This is a genomic window from Rhodobacteraceae bacterium M382 (assembly GCA_025141015.1).
GTDB lineage: Bacteria > Pseudomonadota > Alphaproteobacteria > Rhodobacterales > Rhodobacteraceae > Aliisedimentitalea > Aliisedimentitalea scapharcae.
This window is the reverse complement of record CP081098.1, coordinates 3,128,652-3,147,376: the sequence shown is the minus strand read 5'-3', so window position 1 is coordinate 3,147,376 and position 18,725 is coordinate 3,128,652. Positions and strand designations below refer to the sequence as shown.

Below are 18,725 nucleotides of genomic sequence, written 5' to 3'. Positions count from 1 at the left end.
GCCGCCACAATTTGAAACAATCCTGGTTGCACGGCTGCGATTGTTCAAAATGCGACGGCCTGCACACAGACAGGCCGCCGCCAAGGTCATAGGTCGCGACAGACGTCAGACCAAAAGGTCAAAGTCATGCATCAAGGGCAGGCGGCGGGGGCGCTTGCCGGTCAGGTCGAACAAGGCATTGGCCAGGGCCGGAGCGGCCGGAGGGGTGCCGGGCTCGCCCGCGCCGCCCATATGGTCCTGATTTTGCAACAGGGCGACCTTGGTCTTGGGCATGGTGTGCATCCGGACGGCGTCATATTCGGGGAAATTACCCTGTTCCACTGCGCCATCGGCAAAGGTGATTTCACCAAAGCAGGCCGCGGATAGGCCATAGGCCATGCCCCCAAACATCTGGGCCCGCGTGTTGTCGGGGTCCAGGACCAGCCCCATGTCGGCAGCAATCCAGGCGCGTTTCAGGCGAATTCCATCGGTTTCCTGCGCAACCTCGATCACCTCTGCGACCGGAGTGCCAAAGCTGTAAGTCATTGCCACACCACGTCCGATCCCATCTGGTGTCCGACCGGTCCAGTCCGACATGTCGCGCACTGCTTCCAATACCTTTGCGGCGGGCTCCCATTCTGCGCGGGCCAATTCCAGCCGGAATTCCAATGGGTCGCGCCCTGCGGCATGGGCCATTTCGTCGATAAAGCTTTCGGTGAAAAAGCCGTTGAACGAATTGCCGACCGACCGCCAGGCTCCGACGGGCAGATCCATCTGCGTCAGATACCCCCGGGTGCGATAGTTGGGGATGGCATAGGGTTGGTTGAACGCGCCTTCGACGTGGACCTTGTCCGGGCCGCCACCGGGCGTGCCAATCAGGCGTTTCAGGCTGGATTGCATAACCGACTGCGCCGCGATCTGCCCATCCAAGGCGATGGCCTTGCCGTCCTGAACCGCGCCTTTGAAACGCGCGATGGCACCGGGGCGATACATGTCGTGGCGCATGTCCTCTTCGCGCGACCAGGTGACCTGAACAGGCGTGCCCTGCATCGCCAGGGCCACTTTGGTGGCAATCACGCCATAGTCGAATTCGCTGCGCCGCCCGAAACCGCCACCCAGATAGGTGACATTGACCTCGACCGCGTCGGTTTCCAGACCGGCGGTTTCTGCGCATTTCAGTTGCAGAAATGTCGGTGCCTGGTTGCCGCACCACAGTTGCAACCTGTCGCCGGAGTAGAGCGCGGTGGCGTTCATGGGCTCCATGGTGGCATGGGCCAGATAGGGCAGCACATATTCGGCGGTCAGGGTGTTGGCACCGGCGGGAACGGCATCGACGTCCCCATCATCGCGCATGGTCGAATTAGGCTCGTCGTCAAAGCTTGTGACGATCGTCTCGAACAGTTGCGCATTCTCTGCGGGATAGGGGGCGTCGCCCCAATCAAACGCGATCTCTTCCAGCGCCTGCATTGCCAGCCAGGTGTTGCTGGCCACAACCGCGACCCCATCGCCCAGATCAACGATCCTTTCGACACCGGGCATGTCCTGTGCTTTTGAGGCGTCAAAGCCGTTCATCCCGCCGCCCAATCGCGGGTTTACCTTGGCAGATGCGAATTTCATTCCCGGCAGGCGCACGTCAATGCCGAATTTGGCCGTGCCGGTGACTTTTGGCACCATGTCGATGCGGGGCTGGCTGTTGCCCAGCAGGGTCCACTCTGACGTCGGACGCAGATCGCTTTCGATCGGCTCCAACCCGGCGGCTTCGGCGGCCAGGTCTGTATAGGCGATTTCAGTGCCATCCGGCGCAATGACCTTGCCCTGCGCGGTGTTCAACTGGCTGCGGGTCAGCCCGAGACGCCGGGCTGCGGCTTCTTTCAGGGTTTCGCGCGCCGCTGCCCCGGCGTGCCGCATCCGGATATAGCCGTCCTTCATCGACGATGACCCGCCGGTGACCTGCATGTCGAACAGCTTTCCCACATGCCCCAGCGCGTCGCCCAGGCCATGTTGAAAGCTCGATGTGTCGTACCCTTTGCCCGGCAGCATCTCGCCCATCAGGGCGCTGTTGTAATATGCCTTGGCCGCAGGGCCGTGCAGGACCGTGACCTGATCCAGGTCCACATCCAGTTCTTCGGCGATGAGCGCAGCCCAGCTGGTACTGACGCCTTGGCCCATCTCGGCGCGGGGTGCGATCAGGGTGATCTGGCTGTCCGAGATCATGACAAAGGGGTTAAAGGCTGCCTCGCCCGATTTCGGGGTCAGCGGGTTGGGCGCTGGACGGCCGACATACCAGGCCCCAAAGGCAACGCCCCCCACAAGAGCGGCAGAGCCAATGAGAAAGGAGCGGCGGGCGATTTTTCCAATGCGGGACATGGATCAGGCCTCCTGAATCTGTTTGGCGGCGTCATGGATCGCGGCGCGGATGCGGGGATAGGTGCCGCAGCGACACAGGTTGCCCTGCATGGCATCGTCGATATCGGCATCCGACGGGGCGGGGTTGTCCGCCAGCAGGCTGGCCGCCTGCATGATCTGCCCCGACTGGCAATAGCCGCATTGGGCCACCTGATGCTTGACCCAGGACGCCTGTATCGTTGCCAGCGCGTCAGGGGTGCCCACCCCTTCGATGGTGGTGATGTCGCCATCCACATCGCCCAGGGCAACCTGACAGGACCGGACCGCAACGCCGTCTATATGCACGGTGCAGGCCCCACAGGCGGCAACGCCGCATCCGAATTTGGTTCCGGTCAATCCAACTTCATCGCGCAAAACCCACAGCAGGGGCACGTCGTCGGGCAGATCGACAGTATGGGGTCGTCCGTTGATTGTCAGATTGGAACGCATGATGTTCTCCTGAGTTACGATCTGGACAATATGTGTAAGAAGTGTCAGGATGTCAATTGACAAAACCAAAGGAAAATGTCACAACGACGCTCATGAAAGATCTGGATTCCGACCCCAAGCTGAAAGCCATTTTGACTTCGGCATGGATGGCGTTTTCGACCTACGGGTACCGAAAGACTTCGATGGATGACATTGCCCGGGGCGCTGCCATGTCGCGCCCGGCACTGTATCTGCATTTCAAGAACAAGGAATCGATTTTCCGTGCCTTGGTCGAAGCCTATTATGCGGATACGGTTCAGACGGTTGCCGAAATTCTGGAAGCAAATACAGAGCCGAACCGGGCCCTGTCCCGGGCGTTTGCGGCGCAAGGCGGCGAAGCAGCCGAAGCCATGATGGCGTCGCCACACGGAATGGAGCTGTTGGACGCGGGCGTCAGCGTGGCGGCCGATATTGTCGAGATCGGCGAGGGGCAACTGCGAGATGTCTATGCCAATTGGCTGTCCGGGATGGAGAAATCCGGTCTGATCACACTCGAAGAGCCGCCTCAGGATGTTGCGAAAGCCTTCTGTGCCGCGCTGAAGGGGGTCAAGATGACGGCCCCGGATTATGCAACCTACGCCAAGACGATTCAGGTGTTGGCCCGGATGTTCGGCGCAGGTCTGGTACCCCATTAGAACGGGGCACCGTTGGAACAGGGCGCTGTCGGTCAGCATTTTGCAGACCAGAGGTGTTTAAGACACGCGACCCGATGGTTGGTGAGATGTCACAGTTCGGTGCGCAGGTGCCACAGTTCCGGGAACAGCTCGACATCCAGCATCCGCCGCAGGTAGCTGACCCCACCGGTGCCACCTGTGCCACGTTTGAACCCGATGACCCGTTCCACGGTGGTCACATGATTGAACCGCCATCTGCGGAAATAATCCTCGAAATCCACCAGCTTTTCGGCCAGCTCGTACAGCTCCCAATGGATTTCGGGCGCGCGGTACACTTCGGTCCAGGCGGCCTGCACTTCGGGGCTGGATGCGTAGGGTTCGGAGACATCCCGGTTGATAACAGTGTCAGGCAGCGCGAAACTTTGGGAGAGGGCACGGATCGCCACATCATACAGCGACGGCTGCGCCAGTTCGTTTTCCAGCAACTCCACCAAATCCGCCCGATGCGCATGGGGGCGCAACATGGCTTTGTTCCGGTTGCCCAGCATGAATTCGATCTGGCGGTATTGATGGGATTGAAAGCCCGAGCTTTGCCCCAAGGCATCGCGGAACGCCGTGTAATCCGACGGTGTCATGGTGCGCAGCACATCCCAGGCCGAATTCAGCTGTTCAAAAATTCGCGCCACACGGGCCAGCATCTTGAACGCCTGTCGGGAGTGTCCGTCGATCAGATGGGCGCGGGCGGCGGTCAGTTCATGAATGGCCAGCCGCATCCACAATTCGGAGGTCTGGTGCTGGATGATGAACAGCATTTCATCATGGGTGTCGGTCCAGGTCTTCTGGGCGTTCAGCAGCATATCCAGCGACAGGTAGTCGCCATAGGCCATACGCCCGTCAAAGCTCATCTGGGCGCCTTCGTCGGCGGGGTCATAGGGTTTGGTCATGGGGTCTTCCTTTGTCTCAACTGTATCACATGTCGGGAAAAAGGATGGCCCCCCTGTTCAGATTGGCGCATTGGGCCAGCCGCCGCCACAGGGCGACCCAGCCGGCCGGGCGACACAGCGGCAGATTGAATGCGGCTGCTGCCTGCATCAGGTGACCTTTGAGCGGATCTTGTATTCCGGGCGATCCCACAAATCGTTGTTCATCACATCGGCCAGGATTGCGACAGCGGCGCGGACATCGGCCTCGTCAACGTACAGAGGGGTAAAGCCAAAGCGCATGATGTCGGGGGCGCGGAAATCGCCGATGACGCCCCGGGCAATCACCGCCTGCATGGCGGCGTATCCTTCGGCGAACCGGAACGACACCTGGCTGCCGCGCTGTGTCCCATCGCGGGGCGAGGCCAGCGTCAGCTGGGGACAGCTTGCTTCGACCTCGGCAATGAACAGGTCACACAGTTCAATGGATTTGGCGCGGACATCGTGGATATCGGCCATGTCCCAGATGTCCATGGCGGTTTCCAACGCCGTGAGCTGGAGCACCGGAGGGGTGCCAACACGCATCCGTTCAATGCCGGCACCGGGGCGGTAGTCCAGGTCAAAGGCAAAAGGGGCCTCGTGCCCCAGCCATCCCGAAAGGGCGGGGCGCACGGTTTCTGCATGACGCGGGGCCACATAGATGAACGCGGGCGCACCGGGGCCGCCGTTGAGATATTTATACGAACAGCCCACCGCAAAATCGGCGTTGCAACCGGCCAGATCCACCGGCAACGCCCCCGCGGAATGGGCCAGATCCCAGACCGTGACCACGCCTTGTGCATGGGCCAGGTCTGTCAGCGCCTTCATGTCGTGCATGCGCCCGGTGCGGTAATCCACCTCGGTCAGCATCAACACGGCAATTTCATCGGTGATGGCATCGGCGACGGATTCCGGATCAACCACGCGCAATTCGTACCCTTCGCCCAGCGAGCGCAACAATCCTTCGACCATATAGAGGTCGGTGGGGAAGTTGCCATTGTCCGACAACACCACCTTGCGCGTCGGGTTCAGCTCTAGCGCCGAGGCGACGGCCTGATAGACCTTGATCGACAGCGTATCGCCCATCACCACATGGCCCGGTTCGGCCCCGATCAAACGCCCGATCCGATCGCCCAGATCCTGTGGCTTTGCCATCCAACCGGCCTTGTTCCAGCCGGCGATCAGCATGTCGCCCCATTCATCCTGCATCATCTTGCCCACGTGATCGCGTGCGGCCAACGGCAGCGGGCCCAGGGAATTGCCATCCAGATAGATCATGCCGTCGGGCAGGTGGAACAGGGCCTTGGTCGCGGCAAAATCGGTCATCTGGAACCTCGTGTCGGATGGATGTTTCAAGCCTGAAGCTTTGTGATGTTCATTACGTATCGAAAAGAAATTGATGTGTCCAATCAAGTATCTTGATGTGAGGCACCCATTTGGGCGGGGGATATCACCAGCTCCAATCAGTGCCGGGATTCGGTTTCTGATCTCTGATGTGATATGGTAGGGTCTCAGTGAAGGGGAGGGACAGATGACCAACGCATTCACTTATGCCTGTCGCGATTGCGAAGGTATGGAGGCCTGTCCGGGCTCGGTCACGGCCGAAACCCAGGAAGAAGTCTGGCGGCTCATGGAGCTGCACGCCCAGATGGCCCATAACGAAGACCCGGCTGAATGGACCCAGGAAACCCGCGACTATCTGGCGACGTTGATCCGGCCTGTGTCAGCCTGAGAACGCGGAAACAGCAACAACGAGAGCACATTTGAACCTGGGGTGGGACATACCCCCGGCAGGTGGATCAGGTCTGACCGCCGGCAATTTCAATGCATTGCCCATTGATGCTTTGTGATCCTGGGCGCACCAGCCACAATGCGGCGGCGGCGACTTCTTCCGGAGCAATCAGACGTTTGTGCCGATTGGCCTCGGTCATGACCTTGAGCGCGTCCTGGGTGCTGATCCCTGCGCGTTCCGCGATAGACGTGATGTTGCGGTCCACGATGGGCGTGTCCACATACCCCGGGCACAGCGCGTTCACCGTATAGGGCGTGCCCATGTATTCCTCGCTCAGCGCCCGGGTCAGCCCGATCAACCCGTGTTTGGAGGCCGAATAACAGGTGCCCCCCTTGAGCCCGCGCAAGCCCGCGATCGAGGCCACATTGATCACCCGGCCCCAGTCGGTGGTCAGCATGGACTTCATGCTTTCGCGCACGGTCAGAAATGCGCCGTCCAGGTTGGTCGCCATCATGTCGCGCCAAAAATCCATCGTGGTCTTTTGCGCAGTTTTGCCCACCGCGATCCCGGCATTGGCCACACAGATCTGAACCGGGCCGCGGGCGTCGACAGCCGCCTGGGTCTGGGCCACCACATCGGCTTCGTTGCGCACATCCATAGTCATCGGGTGCAGGCCTTGGGTGGCGACCTCTTGCAGCACGTCCAGACGCCGCCCGGTGATGGTGACCTGGGCCCCTTCATCCGCGAGCGCACGGGCAATGGCCAGCCCAATGCCGGTTCCACCGCCCGTCACCAGGGCGTGTTTGCCACTCAGGGTCTTGTTTGGGCTGGTCTCGGTCATGGCGTGTTCCTCCTGTTTGACCATGACCCTATCGGCGTGGCGCTGTGTGACAAGCCGCACCGTTGGGTCACGAATATGGTCGATCCGAAAAGAGGTTATTTACATACTTATTCATATCTGTGAATTTAATGGAAACCCGAGGGAGACCCATTTTATGAAGCCATTCCATTTTGTCGCTGCCAGCTTGATGGCCGTCTCAACTGCTCCGGCAATTCATGCTAGCGAGGATATTGCCGATCAATACCCGCAGTCCGAGCTGTATTCAAAGCCGGTCGAAGTCATCCCGCATGTGTTTTCCGCCATCGGTGCGACCGCGCCCCCGACCTATAAAAATGCGGGGCATAACAACAACCTGTCCTTTGTCATTACTGACGCGGGCGTGGTGGTGATCAACGCAGGTGCTTCGGATCGGTTGGCCCGCGCGCTGCATGACGAGATCAAATCCATAACAGATCAACCCGTGGTGCTGGTTATCAACGAAAACGGGCAGGGGCACGCCATGCTGGGCAACGGGTATTGGCGTGACCTGGGGGTGGATGTGTTGGCCCATGTGGATGCCATCACCGAAGTCGAGGAAAACGGCGATGCGATCATCACCGGAATGCGGGGGTATAACAAGGATCGGGCCGAAGGAACCCGAGTGGTTCCCGCCAACCTGAGTTTTGAGGATGAGTATGCCGTGACCATCGGCGGGGTCGAGATCAAGGTGTTGCACCTGGGTCCGGCGCATGATCCCGGTGATACCCAGGTCTGGATCCCCGCGTGGGAGATCATGATTGCCGGTGACATTGCCTTTCATGAACGGATGCTGCCGATCTTTCCCCACACCTGCACCAGCTGCTGGATCGAAACCTGGATGGACAAGCTGGAACCGATTGCGCCAACCTATGTGATCCCCGGACATGGGCACCCGACCAATTTCCCGCAGGTGCGCCGCTATACATTGGACTATCTCACCGATTTGCGGGCCAAGATCGGTGCCCACATCGACGCAGGGGGCGACCTGTCCCAGGCGTACTATGTGGATCAGGAACAATGGCGCAATCTCGATACTTTTGAAGAGCTGGCCACCAAGAACGCGGGACGCGTGTTCGAAGAAATGGAATGGGAATGACCTCTGGGATCTGGCCCGGGCAATGATCAATTAATGTGTGCCTAAGTATACGTGGGCATTGGCGAACATTTATGCAGAATGGGCCCGAATACCGGGATGAACCCTTGGGTTTCGGAAAGGACGGCGGGACGCTGTCCTTTCCTGTGTTCGCCGCGTTTTACGTTTTTGAAAGTCGGCAAAATGGAGTTACAAAGCGGCCATGACAATGAGCAGCCCAATCGGTCCGGGCAATTTCGAGAGGGTCGAAGAGTGAAGCGTTGGATTGATCTGCCACCCGTCTGGTTGGCCGGAGGCATCGCGGTTGCCTGGCTGCAATCGACCCGATTTTCATTTGGGCTCAGCTTTGGCGAGATCGGGGCAGATTTCGTTGGCGGCCTGTTGGTTGGCGGCGGCGTCTTGCTGATGCTGCTGGCAGTCTATGAAATGCGCCGTCAGAAAACGACAGTCATGCCCCATGAAACACCCAGCCGCATCGTGCAATCCGGGATTTTCAGCCGATCGCGCAATCCGATCTATCTGGGCGATGTGCTGATCCTGGCCGGGTTGGTGCTGCGGTTTGATGCGGTTCTGTGCCTGCCGCTGGTGCCAATCCTGTTGTGGGTGCTGGAAAAACGCTTTGTCATTCCCGAAGAAAACCGGATGCGCCGGACATTTCGGATGGATTGGGCGCGATATGAGCAAAAAGTGAGACGTTGGGTGTGATCCATTTGCGGCATAAGGAAGCGTTGATGCGTCATTTTGCTTGCGCATCATAATTGCTCAGTTTAGGTGAAAAATTTGCAGAATGTGCGCTGCAGCGCAGAATGCGACCATATCGAGGGGGACTCATAGGGTGAAAATAGGAACGCCAAAGGAAATCTTTGCAGGTGAGAACCGCGTTGGGATGACGCCGGATTCTGCAAAGCAATTGCAAAAGCTTGGCTTTGAATGTGCGATTGAAACCGGGGCTGGTGCAGCTGCCGGATTTTCGGACGCCACATACGAAGCAGCCGGTGTCGAGATCATCAAAACGCCTGCTGCGCTTTGGAAATCTGTCGACATCGTCGCCAAGGTGCGCCAGCCGGACACGACCGAGCTGAAGCGGTTGACCGCGGGCAAGACGCTGATCTCATTCTTCAACCCGGCCGGGAACGAAGAAGGCATGGAACTGGCCAAGACCAAGGGTGCCAACGTCATTGCCATGGAGATGGTGCCACGTATTTCGCGGGCGCAGAAAATGGACGCGCTGTCGTCGATGGCCAACATCGCCGGTTATCGCGCCGTGATCGAGGCGGGCAACAACTTTGGTCGGTTCTTTACCGGGCAGATCACCGCCGCTGGTAAAGTGCCGCCTGCCAAGGTTCTGGTTGTCGGTGCCGGCGTGGCCGGTCTGGCCGCGATCGGAACCTCGACGTCCTTGGGCGCGATCACATACGCGTTCGACGTGCGCCCCGAAGTGGCCGAGCAGGTTGAATCGATGGGTGCCGAGTTTGTGTACCTGGATTTCGAAGAAGAGCAACAGGATGGTGCCGCCACCGGCGGGTATGCTTCTGTTTCCAGCCCCGAGTTCCGCGAGGCCCAGCTGGCCAAGTTCCGTGAACTGGCTCCTGAGGTGGACATCGTCATCACCACGGCGCTGATCCCCAACCGCGAAGCCCCCGAGCTGTGGACCGAAGACATGGTCGCCGCGATGAAGCCGGGGTCGGTTATCGTTGACCTGGCGGCGGAAAAGGGCGGCAACTGCAAGCTGACCGTGATGGACGAAAAGATCGTCACCGACAATGGCGTGACCATCGTCGGTTACACCGATTTCCCGTCCCGCATGGCGGCGCAGGCTTCGACGCTTTATGCCACCAACATCCGCCACATGATGACGGACCTGACCCCCGAAAAGGACGGTCAGATCAATCACGACATGGAAGACGATGTCATCCGTGGGGCCACGGTGACCTTCAACCATGAAATCACCTTTCCGCCGCCGCCCCCAAAAGTGGCAGCCATCGCGGCCAAGCCCAAAGAGGTGGTGCCCGAGCTGACGCCCGAGGAAAAACGCGCCGCCGAAGTGGCCGAATTCAAGGCCCAGACCAAACAGCAGGTGACCCTGCTGGCGGTGGGTGGCCTGTTGCTGCTCGGCGTGGGCCTGGTGGCTCCGGCCAGCTTTATGCAGCATTTCATCGTGTTTGTTCTGTCGGTGTTCATCGGCTTCCAGGTGATCTGGGGGGTGGCGCACAGCCTGCACACGCCGCTGATGGCCGTGACCAATGCGATTTCATCGATCATCATTCTGGGTGCCTTGATGCAGATCGGGTCCGGGTCGTTCCTGGTGATCCTGCTGGCCGCGCTGTCGGTGTTCATGGCAGGGATCAACATCTTTGGTGGGTTCCTCGTAACACGGCGCATGCTTGCCATGTTCCAGAAATCTTAAGGAGGCCGTGGTTATGGATTTTGGCTTTACAACTGCCGCCTATGTCGTTGCGGCTGTTCTCTTCATCCTGTCCCTTGGCGGTCTGTCCGGTCAGGAAAGCGCGAAACGCGCTGTCTGGTATGGCATTGTCGGCATGGGGCTGGCGGTCTTTGCGACCCTGATCGGCCCCGGTGCCGGTCTGTGGTGGCTGTCGATCCTGCTGATCCCGGCGGGGGGTATCATCGGCTATCAGCTGGCAACCCGTGTTCAGATGACACAAATGCCGGAACTGGTCGCAGCGATGCACTCTCTGGTGGGTTTGGCGGCGGTCTTTGTCGGCCTGATCGCCCATATCGAGCTGGGCAATGTGCTGGCTATGGACCACGACGCCCGTGAAGGGCTCGAAGGGTTTGCGGCACTTCTGGCGCATAAATCCTCGGTCGAGGTCAGCATTCTGCGGGTTGAATTGTTCCTGGGTATCTTTATCGGGGCGGTGACCTTTACCGGTTCCGTCGTGGCCTATGGCAAGCTGGCTGGCAAATTGTCGTCCGCGGCAACCAAGCTGCCCGGCGGTCACATGCTGAATGCAGGTGCGGCGGCGATTTCGGTGCTCTGCCTGATCTGGTACTTCAACACCGGTGGGTTCCTGCCGCTGGCGATCATGACCCTGGCGGCGCTGTTCATCGGTTATCACCTGATCATGGGTATCGGTGGGGCTGACATGCCGGTGGTTGTGTCGATGCTGAACAGCTATTCCGGCTGGGCGGCGGCGGCGATTGGCTTCTCGCTGGGCAATGATCTGTTGATCGTTGTCGGCGCGTTGGTTGGTTCGTCAGGTGCGATCCTGTCCTACATCATGTGCAAGGCGATGAACCGGTCGTTCATCAGCGTGATCCTGGGCGGCTTTGGTGGCACTGCGGGGCCAGCAATGGAAGTTGAAGGCGAACAGATCGCCATCGATGCAGACGGTGTTGCCACCGCTCTGGAAGAGGCCGACAGCGTCATCATCATCCCCGGTTACGGCATGGCCGTGGCTCAGGCACAACAGAACGTGGCCGAACTGACCCGTCGTCTGCGCGCCAAGGGCAAAGAGGTGCGTTTTGCGATCCACCCGGTCGCTGGACGTCTGCCAGGCCACATGAACGTGCTGCTGGCCGAAGCCAAGGTGCCCTATGACATCGTGATGGAAATGGACGAGATCAACGATGATTTCCCATCGACAGATGTGGCCATCGTGATCGGGTCGAATGACATCGTGAACCCGGCAGCCCAGGAAGACCCCAACAGCCCCATCGCCGGTATGCCGGTTCTGGAATGCTGGAAGGCGAAACAGGTGTTCGTGTCCAAGCGTGGTCAAGGGACCGGATACTCCGGCATCGAAAACCCGCTGTTCTTCAAGGACAACACCCGCATGTTCTATGGTGATGCCAAGGCATCGCTGGACCAGCTGTTGACGATGATCCAGTAATCTCTGGGCTGGGTGCCCCGGTGCCCATCTCAACCACAAACACAACGCCTGTCGCATCTCTGTGCGGCAGGCGTTTTTCTTTCTGCGGTCCTGTTGTCACAGCCGAGCGCTGATTGGCCCCGTGTCCGGTCCTGTGTTTGCTCTGCGTCTGGCCCTCAGTGCGTCAACAGGGCGTCGTTGGGTGGTTCGTATGCGATGGTGTTCAATTAAACTATTGAAATAAAACGTTTCTTGAGGCCTGATCGAGGTCTGGTATAACGTGGAGCAACCTTGGAGAGCGCACGTGCAGACGATCACAGACCATCCATTGCGGTATCAGCTGACCAACGAGCTGCATGCCCGCCCATTCCCGGCCATGACCAGCCCCTGTACGATTGCCTATCTGGCGGTCAAACAACCCCATGAGGCGGCCCATCGGGACCGGCAACAGGATCTGGCACATCTTATCGACCTGCTGGACCGGCACGGGGCCGCGCACCCGCAGCCCGGTGCCACGCATCATTCCGTGCAAATCGGACGCCATACGCTGAAATGGGAAAGTCATACCGAATTCGTCAGCTATACAGTGTTTTCTGATGGGGTCGGCGCACGGGCGTTTGACCCGCATGATTTTTCGGTGTTTCCCCAGGATTGGCTGGAAGCCGCTCCGGGGCAGCGGATCACGTCGATCCTGATGCGGGTTCAGGAACGCCCGGACCCCGACACGATCCTGGCGTGTCTGAACGATTGGTTCGTTCCCGAAAGCCTGGCCATCTCATCTGTGTTGGATGACAGCGCCATTGCGGGCGGGGATTTCCGGATTGATAGCGCAGGCCATATGCGGTTCGCCGTCTTTGTGTCCGCAGGAACGGGCGAACGACGGATCGGCCGGATCGTACAGCGGCTGTGTGAAATCGAAACCTACAAGGCGATGTCGATGCTGGGGTTTTCGCGGGTGCGGGGGCTGTCAGCCCGTATTGGCGAATTGGATACCCGGCTGAGCGCATTGATGATCGAACTGTCGGATGAGCAGGCCCGCGCGGATGAAACCCTGCCGCCCTTGCTGTCCGTCGCAACCGAGCTGGAAACCATCGGTGCCCGGGCGGCGTTTCGATTTGGGGCCACAGGGGCCTACGAAGCCATCGTCAACCAGCGGATTGCATTGCTGCGAGAAGAGCGTTTCATGGGGCGACAGACGTTTTCCGAATTCATGATCCGCCGCTATGACCCAGCCATGCGCACGGTGAAGTCCACCCAACAGCGCGTCGCGCGGCTGGCGGATCGGGCAACCCGCGCCGGAGAGCTTTTGCGGACCCAGGTGGATGTGGCACGCAGCGCCCAGAATCAGGCGCTGTTGGAGAGCATGGACAGGCGGGCAGATACGGCCCTGCGTTTGCAGCACACCGTCGAAGGTCTGTCCGTGGTGGCGATCAGCTATTACGCAGTCTCGCTGGTGGGCTACATGGTGTACCCTTTGGCGGATGTGCTGGAGGTCAGCAAGGGCACGTTGACGGCCGGGATTACTCTGCCGGTTGTAGGTCTGGTCTGGCTGGCGATCCGTCGGATCCGTCAAAAGCTGCATTAAGCAGCTTTGCCGTTCCCCAACCACCGGCGGCAATCGCCGCCAGGGCCAAGAACGCCGCAAAGCTGAGCGTTGGGATGCCGGCCAGCCCGGCCCCGACAGTACAGCCACCGGCCAGAACCCCACCGACCCCCATCAAAGACGCACCGGCCAGATACCGGCCGGTCTGGCGCGGGCTGTCAAAGCTCTGCCAGCGGAATTGACGGGTCAACAGGGCCGCGACCAACCCGCCGATCAATACGCCACCGATCAGCGCGCTGCCAAAACCGGCGGGGATCGACGTTGACGCGATGGTATAGAACAACGCATCGGCTGACGGTCGGGTAAAGGACAGGCTTTCCATGGCGATCGGGTCGAATTCGTCAAACAGGATGAACCCGGTCCCAACCCAACCCAGTGGCACCAACGCACCGATCAGACCCGCCCCCAACAACAGGGCCGGGCGGGCGCCTGAGCGAACAGCGATAAAGATCGCCAGTGCCACAAGAATCGCGCTCCAGATCACCGCGCCGCCGGGCAGGGCGGCCAGTGAAACCGTGCCGCCCAGATCGACGGTTGTTTGACGTAGGGTGGCCGCAAGAGGGGCCAGAACCCCCTTGAGCGTTGCGTGGGCCGCTATGGCAAAGACCACGACGCAGGTCAGCGCCCGCAGGTTACCCGCGCCGCTCAGGACGGTCAGACGGGAAATACAGCCCCGGGTCAAGACCATGCCACCCCCAAAGAGCAGGCCACCCGCAAGGATGGCCAAAACCGGCAGGTCGGATGACATCAGGCGGTGGCTGTCAAAGGAAATCCAACCGACGTGGGCCGCTGCTTGCGTCCCCACAACCGCCAGTGCGAGCGCCATGAACCAGACACCGGCGGCCTGTTTGCGATCGTCACCGACGATGGCGCGGCGAAAACAGAACCGCGTGATCTGCGCCAGCAGACCGAACAGCAGTCCCAAACCCAAGGCAAACAGAACGCTGACCTCGCGTGCGGTGGTATCTTCAAACCCGAATGTCTCGAACATGTCTTTCTCCAGCCGGAAACAGAATTATTTCCCACTTGATCGGGAATGAAATCAAAATCAATGGTATGTGAATATGATTCATTGCTCCCGTTCGGGAAATCCTTCTGGATGAGGGGCGGGTTTCAAAATCCAATTCTGCAATATCGGGATGGGTGAAACAAAAACAGCCGCCCGGGTGGGGCGGCTGTATTCATGTTCTTTTTTGGATATCAGCGGCCGCGGATCCGCGGATCCAATGCGTCGCGCAGACCATCGCCCAGATAGTTGACGCTGAGCACCGTCAGCGAGATCGCCATACCGGGCCAGAACACCCGTTCGGGGTGTTGTTGCAGATAGTCGGTCGCATCAAACAACAGACGACCCCACGTCGGGAAATCCGGCGGAAAGCCCAGTCCCAGGAACGACAGCGCGCTTTCGGTGATGATCGCGGTAGCAATCCCCAGCGTCGCGGACACCATGATCGGAGACAGGACATTGGGCAGGATGTGCCGGGTGATCAGCTTGGTATTGGTGGTGCCGATGGATCGGGCGGCCAAAACAAACTCCCGTTCCTTCAGCGCCAGAACATCGCCGCGCACGATCCGTGCGGTCGGCATCCATGATGTGATCCCGATCGAGACCACGATCAGGATGAAAATTCCCTGTTCCAGCCCGAACATTGCATTCAGCCGTTCGCGGAACAGCAACATCATGACCAGCAACAGCGGCAGCAGCGGCAAGGCCAGAAACAGGTCCGTCAGCCGCATCAACGGCCCGTCGAGCTTCTTGAAGAACCCGGCCAGCACACCGATGAACGATCCCAGGAACAGCGCCAGCAACATTGCGGTAATGCCGACCGACACAGATGTCTGTCCACCGGCCATCATCCGGGCCAGCATGTCGCGACCCAGTTGGTCGGTGCCAAAGGGGTGCGCAAACGTCATGCCCTGATTGCGAGAGCGGATGTCGATCCGGGTCGGGTCGATATCCCAGAAGAACGGGCCCAGATAGACGCCAAGCACGATCATGATGAACAGAATCGCGCCGATCATGGCACCCTTGTGGGTCTTGAACTGGTCCCAAACGTCCAGCCATTGACTGCGCGGCGGGGCCGTGGGGACGGGATTGGAAAGCTCAGTCATAGCGGATCCTCGGATCAAGAATGCCGTAGAGCACGTCTGCGACGAGGTTGAAGAGAACGATCAGCACTGCGAAGATGAAGGTCAGCGTCTGCACCATGGGCAGGTCATTGGCCTGAATCGCACCGATCAGAAGTTGGCCGATTCCGTTCACCTTGAACACCTGTTCGGTGATGATGGCACCGCCAAAGATCGCGGGAATTCCCAGGGCGATGACTGTGACGACCGGGATCATCGAATTGCGCAGCACATGGACCATGACAACGGTGTATTCGCTCAGACCTTTGGCCCGGGCCGTGCGCACGTAATCCTGGTTCAGGTTGTCCAGCATCGACGCCCGCATGAACCGGCTGAGCTGGGCGGTGATCTGCAACGCCAACACCATCACCGGCATCACCATCTGTTGCAGCTGTTTGACGAAACTGTCCCAGCTGTTGACCACCAGAGTGGTATCGTAAATCGATGGGAACCAGCCCAGTTGCACCGAAAAGATCACGATGACCAATACGCCGGAAAAGAACGGCGGCACCGAAAACCCCACCATCGACACGAATGTCCCGGCCTGGTCGAACCAGCTGTATTGGCGATAGGCGGAATAGATACCAATGGGAATCGCGATGACGATGGCCACCAGGTAAGCCGTGCCCACAACCCACAGGGTCTGCGGGATCCGCTGGACCACAATGTCCATGACGGGCGAACGGGTCTGCCACGAGATGACCCGCAGGTCTCCTGCGGAGAACGCGGTGCCAAAAATCGAATCGATCAGGACCTGGGGCTCGATCCAGAAAAACTGGACGATCCACTTCCAGAACCGGATGTGCATCGGTTGCCCCAAACCCAGGGCCTCGCGCATTTTCTCTTTGACTTCGGGGGGGACGGTCAGGGGGACCTGGGCCATGGGGTCGCCTGGTGCCAGTTCCAGCAGCAGGAAGATCACAAGACTGATGAACAAAAGCGTCGGAACGGCTAGAACCAATCGCCGGATTGTAAAGGTCAGCATTCAGGGGCGCCTTTGCAGCTTAGTCTTCTAAGTTTTGAGCTGAGGGTGTTTACCCGCGTCCCGGGTCGGGTCAAGGCCCTGCGTTGCAAAAACGCAAGGCCCCGGCCGATGGGCCGGGGCGCAAGTCTCAGATCGTATCAGGCGCCGTCTTTGCGGTACCAATCGGCAGCGTTCCAGATTTCGCTGTCCCAAACATTCAGGATGACACCACCCAGCGTGTTTGAATGCGCCGACAGACGACCACGGTGCACCAGCGGAATAACTGATCCGCTTTCGATGATCATGTCATTCAGCTGACGGGCGATCTCTGCGCGTGCATCGATGCCGGCAGTCTGGGTCAGCTTCTTGTGCAGCTCATCATAGGCCGGATCACAGAAGCGCGAGATGTTCTCGCCCTGCCACTGGGATGCCGGGCTGGGTGCTTTGTCACACAGGTAGTTGCCCAGATAGGACTGTGGATCTGTACCATTGAAGGTGTTGGCATACATCTCAACGTCGGCATAGAACTTCTGGAAGGTGTCAGGCGAACCCGGATCCCCACCAAAGAAGACCGATGCGTTCAGGTTGCGCAGCTCGGCGTCGATACCGATTTCGCTCCACCACTGTTTGATCAGGGCTTGGAAGTCCTGACGCACGGCGTTGGTCGAAGTCTGGTAGGTGAAGCTGAGGCGGACGCCATCCTTGGCCCGGATACCGTCGGCTCCTTTGGCCCAACCGGCATCATCCAGCATCTTGTTGGCACCTGCGATGTCCTGAGTCAGACAGGATGTGTTGTCCGAGGCATAGATCGCCGGGGCCGGAACCAGGTTACAGGTCAGCTTGCCCGCCTGGCCATAGCCGATTTCCACCAACAACGGACGGTCAATGGCCATCGACATGGCCTTGCGTACGGCCGGGTCTGCGGTCTTGGGGTTGGGACGCACAACCGCGCGTTCATCCGGACCCAACGCCGGATCGGGGTTGGTGTTGTTGACCATGATGCGTTCAACCAGCGGGCCAAAGCCGGCAATCGGTGTGCCTTTGCCGCCTTCTTGCATCTGGGCGATCACTTCCGGTGCCAGCTGCAGATTCCAGGCATAGTCAAATTCGCCGGTCTCCATCACAGCACGACCTGCCGCCGTTGCGTCGCCACCACCCTTGAAGGTCAGTGTTGCAAACGCGGGCTTGGCCGGATCGCGATAGTTCTGGTTGGCCGACATGGAAATCACGTCGTTGGGGCGGAATTCATCCACCACGAACGGACCTGTGCCAACCGGGTTAAAGTTCGCTTCAGTGCATTCGGGCGCTTTGGCACCCATGCAGTTTTCGAACTGAGCCTGCTGGATGATCGGGCTTTCGTTGCCGACAAAGGGGCCATAGGGGAACGGGGTCGGACCACCGAAGGTGACTTTGACGGTCAGATCATCAACGACACTGACGTCGGTAACGCCCTCGTATTTCGACAACTGCGCACAGCCACCTTCCGGATGCATGCAATAGTCAGCGGTGAATTTCACGTCGTTGGCTGTGAAAGCTGAGCCATCCGACCAGGTCAGGCCCGGTGCGATCTTCCAGGTGATCGAGGTCAGGTCTTCGCTGACTCCACCGTTGTCCACGGTCGGAACTTCGCTCGCCAGCCACGCAACAAGATTGCCGTTCTGGTCGTAGCGGGCAAGCGGTTCAACAACCAGAGACGCCGCTTCGGTGTCCTTGGTGCCGCCTGACAGGAACGGGTTAAGAATCGATGGGGCCTGCCAGTAGATAATGCTGACATTTCCGTCCGAGCCGCGTTCGGCCATAGCCATTGGGGCAAAGGCCGTGCTGGCAATTGCGCCGAGCAAAAGGGCTTTTATTTTCATTTTTCACTCCTTGTTGGACACATTTGTGTCTCGTTCTTGTCTGCAGACCAGGTGGATCTGCGTTGCACAATCCCGGAGTTAAGATGCTGAAAAAAAACAGAATTTGCAACCTGTTTTCGGCCGCAAATTGTCATCCCCCGAGACTTGTCACTCAGCGCATCGAAACAGAGTTTCAAAAAAATGCAAGCCTTGCCGTAGCGAAATTTGCAGCTTTGGTTTGACGCCATCC

16 protein-coding genes are annotated in these 18,725 nt (G+C 59.3%); 7 read left to right on the top strand and 9 right to left on the bottom strand.

Translation table 11 applies throughout. The features are described from left to right. Nucleotides 1-105 precede the first annotated feature (105 nt). Both K3727_14650 and K3727_14645 read right to left on the bottom strand, forming a co-directional pair. On the bottom strand, nt 106-2,346 hold the full coding sequence (locus K3727_14650; GenBank protein ID UWQ90031.1) for a molybdopterin-dependent oxidoreductase: 2,241 nt from the start codon (nt 2,344-2,346) through the stop codon (nt 106-108). A gap of 3 nt (nt 2,347-2,349) precedes the next feature. Then, nucleotides 2,350-2,814 (bottom strand): (2Fe-2S)-binding protein, encoded by a 465-nt coding sequence (locus tag K3727_14645; GenBank protein UWQ90030.1) that lies wholly within the window; start codon nt 2,812-2,814, stop codon nt 2,350-2,352. A gap of 92 nt (nt 2,815-2,906) precedes the next feature. Between K3727_14645 and K3727_14640 the strand changes: the two genes are divergently transcribed. Beyond that, nucleotides 2,907-3,488, top strand: coding sequence for a TetR/AcrR family transcriptional regulator (locus K3727_14640; protein ID UWQ93392.1), 582 nt, complete (start codon nt 2,907-2,909; stop codon nt 3,486-3,488). An 89-nt stretch (nt 3,489-3,577) separates the two neighbouring features. Here the strand turns inward: K3727_14640 and kynA are convergent, their stop codons facing one another. Together kynA and kynU are read right to left on the bottom strand one after the other, a co-directional pair. Continuing rightward, nucleotides 3,578-4,411, bottom strand: coding sequence for a tryptophan 2,3-dioxygenase (gene kynA / locus K3727_14635; protein UWQ90029.1), 834 nt, complete (start codon nt 4,409-4,411; stop codon nt 3,578-3,580). Nucleotides 4,412-4,558: 147 nt separating this feature from the next. After that, a complete protein-coding gene (kynU, locus tag K3727_14630) occupies nt 4,559-5,752 on the bottom strand; it encodes a kynureninase (GenBank protein ID UWQ90028.1) in 1,194 nt (397 codons plus the stop codon). 205 nt (nt 5,753-5,957) lie between these two features. On the opposite strand from kynU, the gene K3727_14625 reads away from it, so the two are divergent. Further along, entirely contained in the window at nt 5,958-6,158 is a 201-nt protein-coding gene (locus K3727_14625) for a DUF1059 domain-containing protein (GenBank protein ID UWQ90027.1), read from the top strand. Nucleotides 6,159-6,225: 67 nt separating this feature from the next. On the opposite strand, the gene K3727_14620 is transcribed toward K3727_14625, so the two are convergent. Continuing rightward, nucleotides 6,226-6,999 (bottom strand): SDR family oxidoreductase, encoded by a 774-nt coding sequence (locus K3727_14620; protein UWQ90026.1) that lies wholly within the window; start codon nt 6,997-6,999, stop codon nt 6,226-6,228. Nucleotides 7,000-7,186: 187 nt separating this feature from the next. Between K3727_14620 and K3727_14615 the strand changes: the two genes are divergently transcribed. The 5 genes from K3727_14615 to K3727_14595 all read left to right on the top strand — a co-directional run bounded on the left by K3727_14615 (nt 7,187) and on the right by K3727_14595 (nt 13,528). Next, on the top strand, nt 7,187-8,113 hold the full coding sequence (locus tag K3727_14615; GenBank protein ID UWQ93391.1) for an MBL fold metallo-hydrolase: 927 nt from the start codon (nt 7,187-7,189) through the stop codon (nt 8,111-8,113). 180 nt (nt 8,114-8,293) lie between these two features. Next, entirely contained in the window at nt 8,294-8,815 is a 522-nt protein-coding gene (locus tag K3727_14610; GenBank protein ID UWQ90025.1) for an isoprenylcysteine carboxylmethyltransferase family protein, read from the top strand. A gap of 130 nt (nt 8,816-8,945) precedes the next feature. Further along, entirely contained in the window at nt 8,946-10,517 is a 1,572-nt protein-coding gene (locus tag K3727_14605) for a Re/Si-specific NAD(P)(+) transhydrogenase subunit alpha (protein ID UWQ90024.1), read from the top strand. Nucleotides 10,518-10,530: 13 nt separating this feature from the next. Next, the gene (locus tag K3727_14600; protein UWQ90023.1) at nt 10,531-11,964 is read left to right on the top strand and encodes an NAD(P)(+) transhydrogenase (Re/Si-specific) subunit beta; all 1,434 of its coding nucleotides are present in this window, start codon (nt 10,531-10,533) and stop codon (nt 11,962-11,964) included. A gap of 283 nt (nt 11,965-12,247) precedes the next feature. Continuing rightward, complete coding sequence (locus tag K3727_14595; GenBank protein ID UWQ90022.1) at nt 12,248-13,528, top strand: DUF3422 domain-containing protein; 1,281 nt, start codon at nt 12,248-12,250, stop codon at nt 13,526-13,528. Here K3727_14595 and K3727_14590 read toward each other — a convergent pair. The 4 genes from K3727_14590 to K3727_14575 form a co-directional block, all read right to left on the bottom strand. Continuing rightward, nucleotides 13,464-14,537 (bottom strand): YeeE/YedE family protein, encoded by a 1,074-nt coding sequence (locus tag K3727_14590; protein UWQ90021.1) that lies wholly within the window; start codon nt 14,535-14,537, stop codon nt 13,464-13,466. The two genes, K3727_14595 and K3727_14590, sit on opposite strands and share 65 nt — an antisense overlap. Before the next feature lie 209 nt (nt 14,538-14,746). Continuing rightward, nucleotides 14,747-15,658, bottom strand: a complete 912-nt coding sequence (locus K3727_14585) for an ABC transporter permease (GenBank protein UWQ90020.1) — start codon at nt 15,656-15,658, stop codon at nt 14,747-14,749. Continuing rightward, nucleotides 15,651-16,658 carry an ABC transporter permease gene (locus tag K3727_14580; protein ID UWQ90019.1) on the bottom strand — a complete coding sequence of 336 codons (1,008 nt, stop codon included), beginning with the start codon at nt 16,656-16,658 and terminating at the stop codon, nt 15,651-15,653. Before K3727_14580 ends, K3727_14585 begins: the two co-directional genes overlap by 8 nt. Before the next feature lie 137 nt (nt 16,659-16,795). Beyond that, entirely contained in the window at nt 16,796-18,496 is a 1,701-nt protein-coding gene (locus K3727_14575; protein UWQ90018.1) for a peptide ABC transporter substrate-binding protein, read from the bottom strand. Between the last annotated feature and the right edge of the window lie 229 nt (nt 18,497-18,725).

Excerpts from the sequence above, each read along its gene's own strand:
- K3727_14650 (UWQ90031.1), bottom strand. The coding sequence starts at position 2,346 with ATGTCCCGCATTGGAAAAATCGCCCGCCGCTCCTTTCTCATTGGCTCT.
- K3727_14645 (UWQ90030.1), bottom strand. The coding sequence starts at position 2,814 with ATGCGTTCCAATCTGACAATCAACGGACGACCCCATACTGTCGATCTG.
- K3727_14640 (UWQ93392.1), top strand. The coding sequence starts at position 2,907 with ATGAAAGATCTGGATTCCGACCCCAAGCTGAAAGCCATTTTGACTTCG.
- kynA (UWQ90029.1), bottom strand. The coding sequence starts at position 4,411 with ATGACCAAACCCTATGACCCCGCCGACGAAGGCGCCCAGATGAGCTTT.
- kynU (UWQ90028.1), bottom strand. The coding sequence starts at position 5,752 with ATGACCGATTTTGCCGCGACCAAGGCCCTGTTCCACCTGCCCGACGGC.
- K3727_14625 (UWQ90027.1), top strand. The coding sequence starts at position 5,958 with ATGACCAACGCATTCACTTATGCCTGTCGCGATTGCGAAGGTATGGAG.
- K3727_14620 (UWQ90026.1), bottom strand. The coding sequence starts at position 6,999 with ATGACCGAGACCAGCCCAAACAAGACCCTGAGTGGCAAACACGCCCTG.
- K3727_14615 (UWQ93391.1), top strand. The coding sequence starts at position 7,187 with ATGGCCGTCTCAACTGCTCCGGCAATTCATGCTAGCGAGGATATTGCC.
- K3727_14610 (UWQ90025.1), top strand. The coding sequence starts at position 8,294 with ATGGAGTTACAAAGCGGCCATGACAATGAGCAGCCCAATCGGTCCGGG.
- K3727_14600 (UWQ90023.1), top strand. The coding sequence starts at position 10,531 with ATGGATTTTGGCTTTACAACTGCCGCCTATGTCGTTGCGGCTGTTCTC.
- K3727_14590 (UWQ90021.1), bottom strand. The coding sequence starts at position 14,537 with ATGTTCGAGACATTCGGGTTTGAAGATACCACCGCACGCGAGGTCAGC.
- K3727_14585 (UWQ90020.1), bottom strand. The coding sequence starts at position 15,658 with ATGACTGAGCTTTCCAATCCCGTCCCCACGGCCCCGCCGCGCAGTCAA.
- K3727_14580 (UWQ90019.1), bottom strand. The coding sequence starts at position 16,658 with ATGCTGACCTTTACAATCCGGCGATTGGTTCTAGCCGTTCCGACGCTT.
- K3727_14575 (UWQ90018.1), bottom strand. The coding sequence starts at position 18,496 with ATGAAAATAAAAGCCCTTTTGCTCGGCGCAATTGCCAGCACGGCCTTT.